Source organism: Actinomadura atramentaria DSM 43919 (assembly GCF_000381885.1).
Lineage (GTDB): Bacteria > Actinomycetota > Actinomycetes > Streptosporangiales > Streptosporangiaceae > Spirillospora > Spirillospora atramentaria.
Window position 1 is genome coordinate 21573 of the sequence record NZ_KB907223.1, and the last position, 16018, is coordinate 37590.

At 76.2% G+C, this 16018-nt stretch carries 16 protein-coding genes; 10 read left to right on the forward strand and 6 right to left on the reverse strand.

Going from position 1 to position 16018, the window contains the following annotated elements; genetic code table 11:
• Nucleotide 1 precedes the first annotated feature (1 nt).
• A complete protein-coding gene (locus G339_RS0128110; RefSeq protein WP_019634399.1) occupies nt 2-790 on the reverse strand; it encodes a glycosyltransferase in 789 nt (262 codons plus the stop codon).
• Nucleotides 791-905: 115 nt separating this feature from the next.
• Here G339_RS0128110 and G339_RS35605 point away from each other — a divergent pair, with 115 nt between their 5' ends.
• Both G339_RS35605 and G339_RS0128120 read left to right on the forward strand, forming a co-directional pair.
• Nucleotides 906-1634: an RNA polymerase sigma factor gene (locus tag G339_RS35605; RefSeq protein WP_019634400.1), complete on the forward strand. Its 729-nt coding sequence runs from the start codon at nt 906-908 to the stop codon at nt 1632-1634.
• Entirely contained in the window at nt 1631-2323 is a 693-nt protein-coding gene (locus tag G339_RS0128120) for a hypothetical protein (protein WP_026341844.1), read from the forward strand. Before G339_RS35605 ends, G339_RS0128120 begins: the two co-directional genes overlap by 4 nt.
• 4 nt (nt 2324-2327) lie before the next feature.
• Here G339_RS0128120 and G339_RS0128125 read toward each other — a convergent pair whose 3' ends face one another.
• Nucleotides 2328-2858 carry an NADPH-dependent FMN reductase gene (locus tag G339_RS0128125; RefSeq protein WP_019634401.1) on the reverse strand — a complete coding sequence of 177 codons (531 nt, stop codon included), beginning with the start codon at nt 2856-2858 and terminating at the stop codon, nt 2328-2330.
• 46 nt (nt 2859-2904) lie between these two features.
• Here G339_RS0128125 and G339_RS0128130 point away from each other — a divergent pair, with 46 nt between their 5' ends.
• The 3 genes from G339_RS0128130 (at nt 2905) to G339_RS35610 (ending at nt 6450) form a co-directional block, all read left to right on the forward strand.
• The gene (locus G339_RS0128130) at nt 2905-3693 is read left to right on the forward strand and encodes an IclR family transcriptional regulator (RefSeq protein WP_019634402.1); all 789 of its coding nucleotides are present in this window, start codon (nt 2905-2907) and stop codon (nt 3691-3693) included.
• Nucleotides 3694-3783: 90 nt separating this feature from the next.
• The gene (locus G339_RS0128135; protein WP_019634403.1) at nt 3784-5382 is read left to right on the forward strand and encodes an FAD-dependent monooxygenase; all 1599 of its coding nucleotides are present in this window, start codon (nt 3784-3786) and stop codon (nt 5380-5382) included.
• 114 nt (nt 5383-5496) lie between these two features.
• Nucleotides 5497-6450: a DUF5954 family protein gene (locus G339_RS35610; protein WP_157408064.1), complete on the forward strand. Its 954-nt coding sequence runs from the start codon at nt 5497-5499 to the stop codon at nt 6448-6450.
• Between the two features lie 166 nt (nt 6451-6616).
• Here G339_RS35610 and G339_RS0128145 read toward each other — a convergent pair whose 3' ends face one another.
• Nucleotides 6617-7405, reverse strand: coding sequence for an MIP/aquaporin family protein (locus G339_RS0128145; RefSeq protein ID WP_019634405.1), 789 nt, complete (start codon nt 7403-7405; stop codon nt 6617-6619).
• Between the two features lie 165 nt (nt 7406-7570).
• Between G339_RS0128145 and cobF the strand changes: the two genes are divergently transcribed.
• The 5 genes from cobF (at nt 7571) to G339_RS0128170 (ending at nt 11844) form a co-directional block, all read left to right on the forward strand.
• Nucleotides 7571-8338: a precorrin-6A synthase (deacetylating) gene (gene cobF, locus G339_RS0128150; protein WP_026341845.1), complete on the forward strand. Its 768-nt coding sequence runs from the start codon at nt 7571-7573 to the stop codon at nt 8336-8338.
• 90 nt (nt 8339-8428) lie between these two features.
• On the forward strand, nt 8429-10003 hold the full coding sequence (locus G339_RS0128155; protein WP_026341846.1) for a purple acid phosphatase family protein: 1575 nt from the start codon (nt 8429-8431) through the stop codon (nt 10001-10003).
• Nucleotides 10004-10081: 78 nt separating this feature from the next.
• Entirely contained in the window at nt 10082-10537 is a 456-nt protein-coding gene (locus G339_RS0128160; protein ID WP_019634408.1) for a tellurite resistance TerB family protein, read from the forward strand.
• A 60-nt stretch (nt 10538-10597) separates the two neighbouring features.
• Entirely contained in the window at nt 10598-10972 is a 375-nt protein-coding gene (locus G339_RS0128165; protein ID WP_019634409.1) for a BlaI/MecI/CopY family transcriptional regulator, read from the forward strand.
• Nucleotides 10969-11844 carry a M56 family metallopeptidase gene (locus G339_RS0128170; RefSeq protein ID WP_019634410.1) on the forward strand — a complete coding sequence of 292 codons (876 nt, stop codon included), beginning with the start codon at nt 10969-10971 and terminating at the stop codon, nt 11842-11844. The genes G339_RS0128165 and G339_RS0128170 overlap by 4 nt, the downstream gene beginning before the upstream one ends.
• Nucleotides 11845-11850: 6 nt before the next feature.
• On the opposite strand, the gene G339_RS0128175 is transcribed toward G339_RS0128170, so the two are convergent.
• The 3 genes from G339_RS0128175 to G339_RS0128185 form a co-directional block, all read right to left on the reverse strand.
• Nucleotides 11851-13836 carry an NAD(P)/FAD-dependent oxidoreductase gene (locus G339_RS0128175; RefSeq protein ID WP_019634411.1) on the reverse strand — a complete coding sequence of 662 codons (1986 nt, stop codon included), beginning with the start codon at nt 13834-13836 and terminating at the stop codon, nt 11851-11853.
• A gap of 134 nt (nt 13837-13970) precedes the next feature.
• Nucleotides 13971-14873 carry a carbohydrate kinase family protein gene (locus G339_RS0128180; protein WP_019634412.1) on the reverse strand — a complete coding sequence of 301 codons (903 nt, stop codon included), beginning with the start codon at nt 14871-14873 and terminating at the stop codon, nt 13971-13973.
• Nucleotides 14874-14900: 27 nt separating this feature from the next.
• Nucleotides 14901-15920 carry a class I mannose-6-phosphate isomerase gene (locus G339_RS0128185; RefSeq protein WP_019634413.1) on the reverse strand — a complete coding sequence of 340 codons (1020 nt, stop codon included), beginning with the start codon at nt 15918-15920 and terminating at the stop codon, nt 14901-14903.
• Nucleotides 15921-16018: the final 98 nt, after the last annotated feature.

Genomic DNA, 16018 nt, shown 5'->3' on the forward strand with positions numbered 1-16018 from the left:
GCTAGCGGCGGCGGCGCAGCAGGCGGCGCAGGCGCTTGCGGCGCGGGGCGTCCTTCCACGCCACGGCGTCGTCGCGGCGGACGACGCGCCACCCGGCCCGGCGGATCGCCGCGCGCAGGGCGGCGTCGCCGCCGTAACGGCCCGTGCCGCGACCCGTGTTACGACCCGTCCCGCGTCCCGTGCCGCCGGCCGCGCTGTCCGGGACGCCGCCCGCGTCGGACAGGGCCAGCCGCCGGACCGCGCCGACCGAGCCCGGCGCGCGGCCGCGCGTGCCCGCGCGGTCCCGCTCGGGCCCGCGCAGCACCGCGCCGCCGACCGCGCCCACGCCCGGATCGGTGAGCGCCGCGACGAGCCGCCGGACCGCGTCGCGCGCCAGGACCGCGTCCGCGTCGGCGAACACCAGCAGGTCGTGGCGCGCGACGGCCACGCCGGTGTTCAGCGCGCTCGCCCGGCCGCCGCGCCGGCCCCGCACCACCCACACGCGCGGCAGGGCCAGGGCCTCGACGACGCGGGCCGTCCGGTCGCGCGACCCGTCGTCCACCACGATGACCTCCAGCGGCCCCGGGTACTCGGCGTCCGCCGCCGCGCGGACGGCGGCGGCGATCCGGTCCTCGGCGTCCCGCGCGGCGACGATCACCGACACGCCCGGGTAGTAGGCGGCCGGGACGGGCCCCAGCCCGCGTCCCGGCACGGGCCCCGGCACGGGCGCCGCCAGCGGGGCCGGGCGCGGCGCGCGGCGGCGGCCCGCGCCGGGCGGCGGGGTGGCGGGGGCCGTCATCTCGTCGGTCATGGTCCCTTCGCGGATCTCGGGGGCGGCGTCCGAATCTGCGGCGGACTCCGACCCCTTCAGCGCTCTGCCGACCGTTTTCGTCACACCAGTCCCTGAATGTCGGCACAATGGCGCGGTGGACGGCGCGGCGCCCGGCGGGGCGGAGGACGTGCTCGGCCGCGCCGTCGCGGCGGCGCGGGCGGGCGACGAGGACGCGTTCCGCGTGCTGTACCGGGACGTCCAGCCCCGGCTGCTGCGGTACGCGCGGGCGCTGACGGGCGTCGACGCCGAGGACGTCACCGCCGACGCCTGGCTCCAGATCGCCCGCGACCTGCCGGGGTTCCAGGGCGGCGCGGACGCGTTCCGGGGCTGGTGCGCGACGATCGTCCGCAACCGCGCCCTGGACCTGCTGCGCCGCCGGACGCGCCGCCCGGTCGCCGACCGCCCGCTGGAGGAGGTGCTGAGCATGCCCGCGCCGGAGGACACCGAGGCCCTCGCGCTCGGCCGGATCGCCACCGACGACGCCGTGCGCCTCATCGGCGAGCTGCCGCGCGACCAGGCCGAGGCGGTCCTGCTGCGCGTCGTGCTCGGCCTGGACGCCGAGCGGGCGGGCCGGGTGCTCGGCAAACGGGCGGGCGCGGTGCGCACCGCCGCGCACCGGGGCCTGCGGCGGCTGGCCGCGCGGCTGGAGGCGGCCCGCGCCGCCGAGGCGGCGGCACTGGACGGGGCGGCGGACGGGGCGCGCCCAACGGAGGCGCGCCCGGCGGAGGCGCGGCGGGACGAGCCCGCGCCCGTACCGGTGCCCGCGCGCGCGGCCGTCCGGTCGGCGCTGCGCACCGGGCCGAGGACGGAAGGGGCGCGATGACCCGCGACACGGGGAAGACGGGCGGCGACCGGTGCGTCGGCCGCGCCGCCTGCGACCGCGTCCGCGACGCCCGGCACCCGGACGACCCGGACCTCGCGCGACTGCTGGCGGCCGCCGCCGCGCCCGGCACGCCCGACGAGCTGGCGGGCGAGGAGCGCGCCGCCGCCGCGTTCCGCGCCGCCCGCCGCGCCCGCCCCGCCCGGCCGCCCGGCCGCCGGTCCCGCCGGTTCGGCGGCCGCACCGCCCGCACGCTCGCGGTGACCGGCGCGGTCCTCGCGCTCGGCGGCGGCGCGGCCCTCGCGGCGACGGGCGGCCACCTGCGCCCGGACGCGGACCGGTCCGCCCCGGCGAGCCCCGCGCCCGCCGACTCGGTGGGCCGCGACCGGGTGGCGCGCCGCACGCCCGGGTCCCCGGACGGGACCGCCGCCTCGCCCGGCCCGGACGCGGCCGCGACGGGCGGCCGGACACGCCCCCGCCCCGCGCCCGGGACCGCCGAGGGCCCGGGGCGCGGGCACGCCCCGGCCACGCCGCCGCGCGGCGGCGTGGCCTGGTCCGACTGGCCGGACTGGCAGGACTGGCGCGGCGAGCCCGACCAGGGCCGCGGCGGGCCGCCCGCGCGCGGCGACCAGGGGAACGAGGACGACCAGGGCGACGGGAACGGCCAGGGCCGGGGCCGCGGCGCGCGCTGACGCGTCAGGCCGCCGCCGCCAGCGCGGCGAGCACCCCGGCGATCCGCCGCCGGACGCCGGGATCGGCGATGAGCCCGTCCGCGCCGACCGCGTCCCGGCCGACCGGGATCGCCGCGACCGCGTCCTCCACGATGGCCGCGCCGGTGTAGCCGAGGACGGTCCGCAGCGTCGCGGCGGCCCCGGCGCCCCGGCCGGGCGCGGCGGCGTTCACCCAGGCGGCGGGCTTGTCGCAGATCTCGGTGCCGCCGACCGTCCAGTCGAGCAGGTTCTTGAACGAGCCGGGCAGCGTCCCGGCGTACTCGGGCGTGCAGACCAGCAGCGCGTCCGCCCCGGCGATGGCCGCGCGCAGCCGCGCGACGGGGGCGGGCGGGGCGTCGCCGTCGTCGTCGGGGTTGAAGTGGGGGAGTCCGGCGAGCCCGTCGTAGCGGACCGCGCGGACGCCGGGCGGGGCCGCCGCCGCGGCCGTGCGCAGCACCGCCTCGTTGGACGATCCGGCGCGCATGCTGCCCGACAGCAGCAGAATGATCTTTTCCACCCGGCCCAACGTAGCCGCCGCGCCGGGCGTTACGCTCGAACCGCCCATGACCGCCGATCCCACGCCTTCGCAGCCCGCCCGCGGCAAGCGCCCGCCGCACGGCGAACCGGTCGTCGAGCGCGCGTTCGCGCTGCTCGCGGCCTTCGACGCCCGGCACCGGTCGCTGACCCTCGCCGAACTCGCCCGCCGCAGCGGCCTGCCGAAGACGACCGCGCTGCGGCTGGCCCGCGTCCTGACCGGGCTCGGCGCGCTGGAACGGTCCGAGGACGGCGCGTTCTCCATCGGCGTGCGGCTGTTCGAGATCGCCACGCTCGCGCCCCGCGCGCAGGGGCTCCGCGCCGTCGCGATGCCGTACCTGGAGGACCTGGGACTCGTCACGCGGCAGCACGTGCTGCTGGCCGTCCGGGACGGGGAGGAGGCCGTCCTGGTGGAGCGGCTGTCCGCGCCCGGCGCCGACCCCGTCCTGTACCGCGTCGGCGGGCGGCTGCCGCTGCACTCGACCGGCGTCGGGCACGTGCTGCTCGCGCACGCCGGGTTCGACGAGCAGGCCGCGTACCTGGCGCGGGACCGGCGGGCCGAGCCCGAGGGCGTGCCGGTCCGCGCGGACGCGCTGCGCCGCGACCTGGCGGCCGTCCGCCGGGACGGGTTCGCGGTCGTCGCCCGGCCCGCGCCCGCGCCGATGGTGTCGGTGGCCGCGCCGGTCCGGGACGCGGCGGGGGAGGTCGTCGCGGCGCTGTCGGTCGTCGTGCCGGACGGCGGGGCGGACGTGCGCCATCTCGTCCCGGCGGTGCGCACCGCCGCGCGGGCCGTCTCGCGGGGCCTCGGCGGGCGCTGACCCGCGTTCCGTCCAATGGAACCTCCGGCCCGGAGCGGGTCGCGAGCGGCCACGATGCCACCGGAACCCCCGCGACGGAAGGACGAACCCGTGGACGCTGACCTCCCCGTGCTCATCGTCGGCGGCGGGCCGGTCGGGCTCGCGGCGGCGCTGGAACTGGCCCACCACGGCGTGGCCGCGACCGTCGTCGAGCCGCGCGCGTCCGTCGACCACGCCCGGCCGCGCGCCAAGACCACCTCGGCCCGCACGATGGAGCACCTGCGCCGCTGGGGCCTGGCCCGGACGCTGCGCGAGCGCGCGCCGCTGCCGCAGGCGTGGTCGGACGAGGTCGTGTTCTGCACGACGCTGCTCGGCCGCGAGGTCGCCCGGTTCGACCGCTGCTTCGGCCTGGACCTGCTGCGCGACGACCTGGTCGCCGAGGGCGGCCAGCAGGTCCCGCAGCCGCTGGTGGAGAGCGTTCTGCGGGAGGCCGTCGAGGCGCGGCCCGGGCCGGTGCTGCTGACCGGCGCGACCGTCACCGGGCTGCGGCAGGACGCGGACGGCGTGGACGTGGACGTCCGCGACGCCGCCGGGGACCGCACCCTGCGCGCGTCCTACGTGATCGGCTGCGACGGCGGGCGCAGCGTCGTCCGCGACGCGATCGGCGCGGCGCTGGAGGGCGACGACGACAGCCGCCCCAACTTCAACGTCGTGTTCCGCGCGCCGGGCCTCGCGGACCGCGTCCCGCACGGCCGCGCCGTGCAGTACTGGGTGCTCGACCCGGGCCGCCCCGGGCTCGTCGGCCGCCTGGACCTCGACGACGCCTGGTGGTGCATCGGCATCGGCGTGGACGCCGAGCGCGGGTCCGCCGACCCGGTCGGGATGGTCCGCGCGCTCATCGGGGACGCGGACGGCGAGGTCCCGATCGAGGTCGTCGCCACCGACCCGTGGCGCGCCCGGATGCGGCTCGCGGACCGCTACCGCAGCGGCCGGGTGTTCCTCGCGGGCGACGCCGCGCACCTGAACCCGCCGTGGGGCGGGCACGGGTTCAACACCGGCGTCGGGGACGCCGTGGACCTCGGCTGGAAGCTCGCCGCCGTCCTGTCCGGCTGGGCCCCCGCCGGGCTGCTGGACAGCTACGAGGCCGAGCGGCGGCCCGTCGCGGCCGCGACGATCGACGCGGCGGCGCGGAACATGGCCGTGCTCACGCCCGAACTCGGGGACCGCCGGCTCGTCGGCGCCGACGAGGAGTTCCGCGCCGCCAAGCCCGCCGTCGAGGCGGCCGTGCGCCGGACGAAGTCGGCGGAGTTCCGCAGCCTCGGGCTCGTCCTCGGGACGGCCTACGGCGACTCGCCGAACGTCGTCGGGGGCGCGGCGGCGGACGAATGGGACCATTCGGTCTATGAGCCGGAGGCGGCCCCCGGCGCGCGGCTCCCGCACGTCTGGCTCGGCCCCGACGAGTCGCTGTACGACCGGCTCGGCCCGGGATTCTCGCTCGTCGGGGATCTGGGGGAGCCGGGCGCGGCACCGATCGCGGCGGCGGCCCGGCGGCGCGGCGTCCCGCTCGCGGAGGTGGCGTACAAGCGGGCGGACGCGCTGTTCGGCGCGCCGCTCGTCCTGGTGCGGCCCGACCAGCACGTCGCGTGGCGCGGCGCGGCGAGCGCCGATCCGGACGCGCTGTGGGCGGCGGTCCTCGGCGACGCCCGTTAGCGGGTTTCTGAAATTCGGCTTTTGTCGGAAATGCTCGCGGCCGGACCGCGCATTCGCCCGCCGAATCCCGGAAATTCCCTGACCGGGCGCGCGGCGAAGGTCAGGATGGAAAGCATGAACGGTGCGAAGTCCTTTCCCCTCATGCCCGGATACGACCACATCCAGATCGTCGCCGACCTCGACCCGGTCGCCGCCGTGCGGGACGGGGAGCTCGGGGAGCGGATGCGCGCCTACCCCAAGCTGTTCTCGCCCGAGCGCCCCGAGTTCGGCTTCGCCGTCCAGCGCGGCGCCGAGTGGCGCGTCGCCGAACTCGGCTGCCCCGACCCGGCGACCGCCCGCATCGCGCTGGGGGCGCGCCTGCGCCAGACCGCCCGCGAGGCCGACGCGGAGGCGGCGGACGCGATGCTCGCCGCCGCCGCGCGCCTCGACCCCGAGGACGGGGAGCAGCTCGCCAAGGACGAGTGGGAGATCGGGGACCGGCGCTACCGCGTCATTCGCGTCGAGAAGTTCACGCTGCTGCGCACCGGGGAGCTGGAGCCGCCGCGCGCCGGCGACACCGACCCCGCCGACGGCCGCGACCCGGCGCGCGGGTGGCTCATCGACCCGCCCGCCCCGGCCGGGCCGTGGGAGGCTCAGTTCCGGCTGAACCTGGTCGGGTACCTGCCGCCGCCCGAGACCGTCCCGGCGGCGGCCGAGACCGAGGCGCGGCACGCGGTGCGCACCCACCCCGGCGTCGTCCTGCTGCCGCCCAGCTTCACGGTCATCGAGGTCGACGGCGAGCGGTGGAAGCCGTTCACCAGCGGCCACGGGCCCGCCGCCGCGCGGACCATGCTGGCGACGTACTGGACGCAGATCCTCCCGGTGCTGCGGCGGCACCGCGGCGGGCCGCCGACGCCCGAGGACCTCGCCGAGTGGCAGGCGGCGGCGGACGCGATCGAGGCGTCCCCCGGCCCCGACTTCACGGCGTTCGGCCGCTCGTTCCGAATGGTCCGCATCACCCGCGCCGTACGCGTCGGGCGGGACGGCCCCGAAGGCCCCCGCCCGACGGACCAGGATCTTTACGGCTGAATTTCCAAAGTCCCGGCCTACGGCCCTCGCCTGGCGGCTCGGGCCTCACCGGGCCTGTGCGAGCGCGGCATCGCTTCGCGATCCGGCCGGGGAAGCTCGCCTCCGGCGTCGCTTCCCCGGCCAGGTAACGCACTCGCGCTGTGGCTGAGGCACTTCGAGGCGGACCCTAGCCGGGGGAGCCGTCGTCCGGCGGGTTTCCCGGCTGGGGCTCGGCGCCGGCGCGCTCCTCGGTCGGCGGGGCCGTCGCGATCCGCGCGGGCCCGTTGAAGAACATGTGGATCGCCGCCGCCAGCACCGCGCCGACGAACGGCGCGAGGATGAACAGCCACACCTGGTGCAGCGCCGTCCCGCCCGCGATCAGCGCCGGGCCGAGCGACCGCGCCGGGTTCACCGACGTGCCGGTGATCGCGAGGCCGATGAGGTGGGCCGTCGCGAGCGCGAAGCCGATGACCAGGCCCGCCGTCGTGCGGTCGGCGGTCTTGCTCGTCACGGCCAGGACGGCGAACACGAAGAACGCCGTCAGGATGACCTCGACGAGGAACGCGCCGCCCGCGTTGATGTGGATGAGGCTCAGCGACCCCCAGCCGTCCGCGCCGAGGCCCGTCGTGGGACGGCGGTACAGCGGCGAGGCCGAGTACGTCGCCCAGAGCAGCAGCGCGCCGATGATGCCGCCGAGGAACTGGGCGATCCAGTAGCCGACCGCGCCGCGCGGGCTGATGCGGCCGACCAGCAGCGCGCCGAGCGTGACGGCCGGGTTGACGTGCGCCCCCGAGATCGGCGACAGCACGTACGTCAGGACGAGCACGACGAGACCGAACGTCAGCGCGGTCGCGACGACGCCGGCCGACAGGCTCCGCCCGGTGACGCCGAAGCCGAACGACAGGGTCGCCACGCCCACGGCGAAGTAGACGAGGAGCGCCGTCCCCAGGAATTCCGCCACGAGTTTCTTGAGCATTGGTCCCACTTTCCGAGGATTGTGGTTTCCCGCTCCGTACCCCCGGCCGCCGCGCGGTGGTGCGCGTTCCGGGGCGCTCCGGGACGTTCCGGGACGAAGACTTGACGCGGGCTTTCCCGGACGGCCCGGTCCGGCCGGGTGCCCGGTATGCGGGAGAATGGCGCGGTGAGAAGGATCATCGTGATCGGGATCGGCGCGGGCGACCCCGAGCAGGTCACCGTGCAGGCCGTCCGGGCGCTGAACCGCGTCGACGTGTTCTTCGTCCTGGACAAGGGCGACGTCAAGCGGGAGCTGGTGGACCTGCGGCAGGAGATCCTCGACCGCTACGTCGAGGGGCGGGAGTACCGCGTCGCGGTCGGCCGCGACCCCGACCGCGACCGGGCGAGCGGCGCGTACGCCGAGGCCGTCGCGGACTGGCGGCGGCGGCGCGCGGACGTCTGCGCGGGGCTGATCGCGGAACACCTCGCGGACGGCGAGACCGGCGCGTTCCTGGTCTGGGGCGACCCGGCCCTGTACGACAGCACGCTGGCGATCCTCGACGACCTGCGCGAACGCGGCGCGCTGGACGCCGAGGTGGAGGTCGTCCCGGGCATCAGCAGCGTCTCGGCGCTCGCGGCGCGGCACGGGACGGTCCTGAACCGCGTCGGCCGCCCGGTGCAGATCACGACGGGCCGGCGGCTCGCGGAGCGCTGGCCGGACGACGCGGACGACGTCGTGGTCATGCTCGACGCCCGCGACGCCTTCGCCGGTCTCGGCGGGGACGTCGAGATCTTCTGGGGCGCCTACCTCGGCATGCCCGACGAGATCCTGATCTCCGGGCGGCTGCCCGACGTCGCCGCGCAGATCGCCGAGGCGCGCGCCGAGGCCCGCCGCCGCAAGGGCTGGATCATGGACACCTACCTGCTGCGCCGGTCCGCGCCCGCGGCCGACTAGCGTTCACCCGCCCGTCCACCCGGGCGTCACGTCCCGCTCACCTGCGAGGTGGATCGTTCCAGCCGCGAACGACCACCGAGGGAGGCCCGCGTGACGGACGGAACGAGCAGGCGGCAGGTGCTGCGGGGACTGGGCGGGGCGGCGATCGCCGTCCCGGTGCTCGGCCGGGCGGGGACCGCCGCCGCGCTGGTGACGACGCCGGACCGGGCGGGCGCGCCCGCGCCCGAGCAGCTCCACCTGCAGTTCGGCGCGGACGCGGCGCGCGAGATGGCGGTGTCCTGGGCCGCGCCGCGGCGCGTCGCCCGGCCGCTGGTGCGCCTCGGCCGCCCCGGGCACGGGTTCGGCACGACCGTCCGGGCGCGCGAGCGCGTCTACACCGAGGCGCTGACCGGCGAGCGCGTCTTCACGTACCACGCCGAGCTGCCCCGGCTGAGCCCCGACACCGGCTACGTCTACCGCGTCGAGCACGACGGGGCCGCGCCGGTCGCGGGCTCGTTCCGCACCGCGCCGCACGGCCGGTCCAGGGGCTTCCGGTTCACCAGCTTCGGGGACCAGGCGATCCCGGCGGCGGTCGGCGCGGGCCTCGGCCCGGCGACGCCCAACGCCGGGTACGTCGTGGACGCCGTGGACCGGCTCGACCCGCTGTTCCACCTGCTCAACGGCGACCTGTGCTACGCCAACGTCAGCGACGACCCGGTGGGGACGTGGCGGTCGTTCTTCGCCAACAACCAGCGGTCGGCGAGCCGCCGCCCGTGGATGCCGTGCGCGGGCAACCACGAGAACGAGGTCGGCAACGGCCCGCAGGGCTACGAGGCGTACCGGACGCGGTTCGCGCTGCCCGACAACGGCTCGCGCGAGTTCTCCGGCAACTGGTACGCGTTCACGGTCGGCCCGATCCGCGTGGTCTCGCTGAACAACGACGACGTGTGCCTCCAGGACGGCGCGTTCAGCGCGTACCGCCGCGACCACGTCCCCGGCTACGACGCCAAGGGCTACGACCCCTACATCCGCGGCTACAGCCGGGGCGAGCAGAAGCGGTGGCTGGAGCGGACGCTGCGCGCGGCGGCGCACGATCCGGCGATCGACTGGATCGTCGTGTGCATGCACCAGGTCGCGATGTCGTCGGCGCACTTCAACGGCGCGGACCTCGGCATCCGGCAGGAGTGGCTGCCGCTGTTCGACGAGTACGGGGTGGACCTGGTGCTGGCGGGGCACGAGCACCACTTCGAGCGGACGTTCCCCGTCCGGGGCGTGCTGCCGGGCAGCGCGCTGCTGACGCCCGCGCCGCGCGAGACGGACCCGTCGGTCATCGACACGACCAAGGGCGCCGTCCACATGATCATCGGCGGCGGCGGGCACTCGTCGGCGACGCCGTGGTCGGCGTTCGACAGCCCCAACGACGGCGTCGTGATCACGGGCGTCGGCGCGGGCGGGCCGCGCAGCGGGCGGGCGTCGAAGTTCGCGACCGAGCCCGCGCCGTGGTCGGCGTACCGGGACCTCATGCGCCCCTACGGGTTCGCGTCGTTCGACTTCGAGCCGCATGCGAAGCGCGGGCACACGCAGATCACGGTGACGCACTACGGAGCCGATCTCGGCTCGCGGAACTACGAGGAACTGGACCGGTTCGTCCTGCGCAAGCCGATCGGCGGCCGGCCCGGCCGGTGACGGCGGACCGGACCGAGCCGCTACTACACTCGTAGCAGACGGTCCGGCCGGGCCGTCCCCGGTGACGTGGAGGTTTCGATGGCGCTCTGGTCCAGGCTGCGCGAGTCCACCCAGACGATGCAGGAACAGCTCAACGCCAAGAAGAACGAACTGAAGAGCGGAGCGTTCCGGGACGCGAGCATGGCGATCTGCGCCCTGGTCGCCGCCGCGGACGGCGTCGTCGACCCGGCGGAGCGGCAGCGGACCGCCGCGCTCATCGGCGCCAACGACGTCCTCGCCAACTTCCCGGCCGACGACCTGCGGCAGCGCTTCAACGGCTACCTCGCCAAACTGGAGGCCGACTTCGAGTTCGGCAAGGTCGGCGTCCTCCAGGACGTCGCGAAGGTGAAGAAGAAGCCCGCCGAGGCGCGCGCCGTCATCCAGATCGGCATCGTCATCGGCGGCGCGGACGGGCACTTCGACGACCACGAGAAGGCCGTCGTCCGGGAGGCGTGCTACGCGGTCGGCCTGCCGCCCGCCGAGTTCGACCTGTGATCCCCCCGGGGCCGCCCCGCGCGGGCGGCCCCGCCGACCCGACCCGGTGAGGGGGAGCCCGTGTCCCGACGACCGCTCGGCCAGCTCGAAGCCGAGGTCCTCGCCGCGCTCGCGGCGGCGGGCGCGCCGCTGTCGGCGGGCGACGTCGGCGGCCGCCTCGCGGGCGAACCCGCCTACACGACCGTCAACACGATCCTGTTCCGGCTGTACCGCAAGGGCATGGTGACGCGGCGGCGCGACCGGCGGCAGTTCCGGTACGTCCTCGCGGTGGACGAGTCGCGGCTCGTCGCGAACCGCATGCACCAGCACCTGCGGCACGCCAGCGACCCGCACGGCGTCCTCGCGCAGTTCCTCCAGGAGCTGAGCCCCGAGCAGGAGAACGCGCTGCGCGACCTGCTCGACCGCGCGCGCCGCCCCGGGGAGGCCGCGCCGTGACCTGGTTCACGCTGCTGCCCGCCGCGCTCACCCTCACCCTCGGCGTCGTCCTCGGCCGCGTCGCGCCGCCGCTGCACCCGCGCTGGTCCGCGCGGCTGCTCGCCGTCGTCGCCGGGACCACCGCGACCGCCGTCGCGGGGACGGCGCTGTTCGTCGCCGTCAACTACGTCGCGACGCTCGCCCCCGCCGCCGCGCGGCGGCTGCCCGAGTGGGCCCTGTTCGGCGACGACGTGGCCGTGCCCGCCGTCCTCGGCGCGCCCGCGCTGGCGGTGACGCTCGTCAACGCGGCCGTCGTGGCGCGGCTCGCCCGCCGCTGGCGCGCCGACGTGCGGACCGCGCAGCGGCAGGCCGCCGGGACCGTGCTGGACACCGACGACCTGGTCGCCGTCGCCGTGCCGGGCCGCGCCGGGGGCGTCCTGGTGTCGCGGGGCCTGCTCGCGGCGCTCGCGCCGCCGCAACTGCGGGCCGTCCTCGAGCACGAGCTGGCGCACCTGCGGCACCGGCACCACCGGTACCTGGCGGCGGGCGCGCTCGCCGCCGCGACGCTGCCGCCGCTGCGGCGGCTCAACGAGCGGCTGCGGTTCGCCGTCGAGCGCTGGGCGGACGAGGACGCCGCCGAACGCCTCGGCGACCGGCGGCTCGTCGCCCGCACGATCGCGCACGTCGCGCTGAGCCGGGGCGCGCGGCCGCCGCTCGCGCCGGGCTTCGCGGACTCGGCCGTCGTCCGGCGCGTCGAGGCGCTGCTCACCGACCCGCCCGGCCAGAACACCATCAGCGGGCCGGTGACGCTCGCGGGGACGGGCGTGACGACCAGCGGCCTGGCGTCGCTGGCGCTCCAGCTCGACCAGGCCGTGGCGTTCGTGCTGCACTGACCGCCGTCAGCCGAGTTCGTTGACGGCGCGCCAGGCCGCGTCGATCGCCGCGTCCGCGTACGCGCGGTTCTCCGAGTCGGAATTGGCGATCGTGATCCGCCCGAACTTGCGGCGGCCCTCGACGGACGGCAGCGGGCCGTCCGGCCAGAACTCCGCCCACGGGCGGCCGTACTCCAGCGCGTAGCCGTGGCCCCAGCGGTTCACGGTGATCGCCTGGATGTCGGTCGCCGGGTCGAAGCCCCCGGCGGCGAGCAGCCGGGTGAGCTGGTCGCGGATCGTCCGCTCGTAGCGTTCGAACGGGCGGCCGAACAGCTCGCGGCGGCCCGGCCCGATGCCGCCGCGCGGATTGCGGTAGCCCTCCTGCGTCGCCATCCGGATCATGTGGACGAGGATCGGCTGGTCCGGGTCCTTGGAGAACTCGTAGCCGCCCATGCTGACGGGGTAGTCGAGTTCGGCGACGCACCAGTCTCCGCTGGTGAAACGCGTGTGGTAGATCTTCAGATTCTCCCACGCGCGCCAGTTCCTGAGTTGCACCATCGCGTAGACGATCGGCAGTTTCGTGCCGTAGAACAGATTGCGCTTCTGCTCGATCGGCAGGTCCTGGACGAGGTACGGGACCATCGTGTTGTAGCAGGCCAGGACGACGCCGTTCGCGGTCACCCGGTGGACTTCGCCCGCGTGGAAGAAGTCCACGTTGACGGTCTTGGCGTTGATGAGCCCGCCTTCGTGCTGGACGCGCACGCACGGCGAGTTCAGCCGAAGCCGGACCTGGTTGCCGCTCACGTCGAGCTTGGCGTAGTCGATGTGCGCGAGCGGTTCCTGGTCCATCGAGCGGGGCGCGCCGGTGCCGGGGATCAGCTTGTCGATCAGCAGTTTGCAGATCCCGTTGTTTCCGTCCGGGAAATGGTAGATGTAGGGCTCGTCCTCGTTCCACTGGATCTGGACGGTCGGACCGCAGTACTTGTACGGGGTCTTCGTGCGGTCCACCTTCAGGCCGTCGAATCCCGGGTATTCCAGCGCCCAGGAGTCGACCGCGCCGAACGCGTCGATCCCGAAGCCCCACTCGTCGCTGGTGTAGGTCTGCAGATAGCTCAGGACCTCGGGGGGCATCCGCGCGTAGTCGCGGAGGTATTCCTTGTAGGTCAGGCCGACGAGCCGCTGTTTCTTCTGCTCGGCGGTCAGCCCCGGCATGTAGTCGCGCGGGTGGTCCTGGAGTTCGAGGAAGGCGGCCTTCGCTGCCTCCGACATCGGCGCGTTCCGCAGCGTCTCGGCGTTCTGGGTGTCGCCCTTCATCACCGCGAGGTAGTCGTGGGCGAACAGGTCGCGGGTGAAGAACTCCGAGTCGTTCAGCTTCCAGCGGTCGTTGAACTTCTGGTCGTAGAACTGGTTGAACCGCTGGACGTCGATGCCGAGGTCGGTGAGCAGGCCCTTGGCGACCGGGCTCCATACCGAGGGCGCCTCGATCGACTGCGAACCGCCGTACCCGATGATCAGGTTCCCGTTCGGGCGGAACTCGTTGCGGCGGGCGTGGCCGCCGAAGTCGTCGTGGTTGTCGATGATGAGGACGGTCGCGTCCGGGTGCTGCCGCCGGTAGAAGTACGCGGCGCTCAGCCCGCTGATCCCCGCGCCGACCACGACCAGGTCGTAGTGCTCGCCGGTCGGCCGGACGGAGCGGTCGGCCGTCCAGAAGATCCCGTCGCGCAGTTCGTGGGGGATGCGCATCGCGGGATTCGTGCTGCCGCGCAGCGCCGTCATCGCGGGCGGGTACGCGGGATTCCCCTGACCCGCGTAGTTCCAGCCGTTCGGCGGATTGACGACCTTGTCGTGGATGCCGCCGAACGAGCCCGCCGAGCAGCCCGCCACCGCGCCGCCCGCGACCGCCGCCCCGACCGCCACCGCCATTCCGTCGAGGAAGTCGCGGCGGCTGATCGCCCGGTCCATGCCGAGTTCCCGGTCGGAATGGACCGGCTCGTAGGTTTCGTCCTCTGCCATTCCCGTCCCCCCGTCGAACGTTCCCACCGAAGATCAACGGTGGGCGGGGCGGCCACAACGAGGCGCGCTGCACCGGGATGAGGTATTTGGAAAAGCGAACGGTTTCTATGCTGTGGGAACGGCCCGTCCCGGCCTCATGGGGCCGGGGCCGCGAGTTCGGCGGCGGTGGGCGGGTCCGCGCCGGGGCGCGCGCAGGTCAGCGCAGCCGCCCTCGTCGCGCGGGAGAGGGGCGCGGCGAGCGCGGCCTCGTCGGCGCGGGCGAGGTCGGCGCGGCGCGCGGGGTCGAGCAGGCCGGCGGCGCGGAGGCCGGACAGCAGGCCCGCCATGAACGCGTCGCCCGCGCCCACGGTGTCGGCGACCTCGACGGGCGGGGCCGGGCACGCGGTCGCGCCCGCGCCCGTGACCGCGACGCAGCCGCGCGGCCCCCGCGTCACGACGACGAGCGCCGGGCCGAGGCCGCGCCAGCGCCGCGCGACCGCCAGCGCGTCCTCGCCCGGGTAGAGCCACGCGACGTCCTCGTCGCTCGCCTTGACGACGGCGCTCAGCGCGACCTGCCGCTCGACCCGCGCCCGCTCCGCGTCCCGCGCGCCGAGCAGCGGCGGCCGGACGTTCGGGTCGTACGTCGCGGTCGGCGCGGCCGCCATCGCCGCCTCCACGCGGTCCGCCGCCAGCGCCGCCGCCAGCGACCCGGTGTGCAGGACGGCCGTGTCCGGCGGCGGCCGCAGCGCGGGCGGCTCCCACGCGAACGCGAAGTCGTACGACGGGACGCCCGCGCCGTCCACCGACACGACCGCCAGCGGCGTGAACGGCGCGCGCCACACGTCCGCCACCACGCCGGACGCGGCCAGCCGCGCCTCGACCAGCCGGCCGAACGCGTCGTCCCCGAGCCCGGTGACGAGCGTGACCGGCTCCCCGAGCCGCCCGAGCCCGACCGCGACGTTCGCCGGGCCGCCGCCGGGCTCGGCCCGGAACCGCCGCCCGCCCGGCTCCCCGACCAGGTCGACCAGCGCTTCGCCGAGCACCGTGATCCGCGCCATCCGCACTCCCTCAGCAGCCGTCGGTGGTCAGATTGTCGCCGCCGGTGGCAGGCAGCGCAGGATCTCGACGTCCCCGCGCACCGTCGCCGGCCCCGCCCCGTACGGGACGACGCAGGTCTGGCCCGCGCGCAGCGGCGTCGTCCGGGCGGCGCGCAGCTCGCCCGCCCCGCGCAGCACGACGAGCACCGCGAACGAGGGGTCGAGGTCGGCGCCGTCCCCGACCAGCTCGGCGCGGAAGAACGGGTCGGCGGCCTCGGGCCACACCCGGCGGACGCCGGGCCGCGACTCGGGCAGCCCGGCGGGGCGGCGGACGAGCGCGGCGACGTCCGCCGCCGAGCGGGCGCGGCCGTCCACGCAGCGCACCGCCGTGTCCCAGCCGAGGCGCAGGTCGGCGTCCGCGCCGTCCGGGGCGAACCCCGCCCACTCGATCAGGACGCTGAAGTCGGTCGGCTCCTGGACCTCGACGACGAAGACGCCCGCGCCGATCGCGTGCGGGAGCCCGGCGGGGACCAGGACGGCGTCGCCGGGGCGGACGGCCACCGGGTTCAGGGCGGCGAGCATGGCCGCGCCGTCCTGGGCGTCGATCCAGCCGCGCAGGCGGTCCGCGCCGACGTCCTCGCGGAAGCCGAGGTGGACCTCGCCCGTGCCGCCCGCGCCGCCCGGGACGTCCAGGACCAGCCACGCCTCGGTCTTGCCGAACGGGCTGCCGAGGTGCGACCGCGCGAACTCGCGGGTCGGGTGGACGTGGACCGGGAGCCGCTGCGCGGCGTCCAGGAGCTTGACCAGCAGCGCGGGCGAGTCGCCGTGCGCCCGCACGTGGGCGGGGCCGAGCCAGCCGGCCGGGTCGGCGGCGACGGCGGCGCGCAGCGGGCGGCCGTCCGGCAGGACGGTCGGGCCGGCGGTGCCGCCGAACCGGCCGGTGGCCGAGCCGACCCAGTCCTCGGGGCGGTGGTCGTCGGGCGGGGGAGCGCCGCGGAAGCGGCCGATCCCCGCGCCGCCCCGGTAGAAGTGCCGGGGCTGGTTGGCGGGCAGCAGCAGGGGGTGCATGGTGGCCAATGTCGCCCACGGAAGACATCGTTGTCAACGGCGTCCCCGGGCGGTCGGATACGGTTGGACGGGGTTCGGCGGAAAGGCTGCGGTGGACG

Bases quoted from the DNA above. Each gene is read 5' to 3' on its own strand.
- G339_RS0128110 (WP_019634399.1), bottom strand. From the start codon at position 790: ATGACCGACGAGATGACGGCCCCCGCCACCCCGCCGCCCGGCGCGGGC.
- G339_RS0128120 (WP_026341844.1), top strand. From the start codon at position 1,631: ATGACCCGCGACACGGGGAAGACGGGCGGCGACCGGTGCGTCGGCCGC.
- G339_RS0128130 (WP_019634402.1), top strand. From the start codon at position 2,905: ATGACCGCCGATCCCACGCCTTCGCAGCCCGCCCGCGGCAAGCGCCCG.
- G339_RS35610 (WP_157408064.1), top strand. From the start codon at position 5,497: ATGAACGGTGCGAAGTCCTTTCCCCTCATGCCCGGATACGACCACATC.
- G339_RS0128145 (WP_019634405.1), bottom strand. From the start codon at position 7,405: ATGCTCAAGAAACTCGTGGCGGAATTCCTGGGGACGGCGCTCCTCGTC.
- G339_RS0128160 (WP_019634408.1), top strand. From the start codon at position 10,082: ATGGCGCTCTGGTCCAGGCTGCGCGAGTCCACCCAGACGATGCAGGAA.
- G339_RS0128175 (WP_019634411.1), bottom strand. From the start codon at position 13,836: ATGGCAGAGGACGAAACCTACGAGCCGGTCCATTCCGACCGGGAACTC.
- G339_RS0128180 (WP_019634412.1), bottom strand. From the start codon at position 14,873: ATGGCGCGGATCACGGTGCTCGGCGAAGCGCTGGTCGACCTGGTCGGG.
- G339_RS0128185 (WP_019634413.1), bottom strand. From the start codon at position 15,920: ATGCACCCCCTGCTGCTGCCCGCCAACCAGCCCCGGCACTTCTACCGG.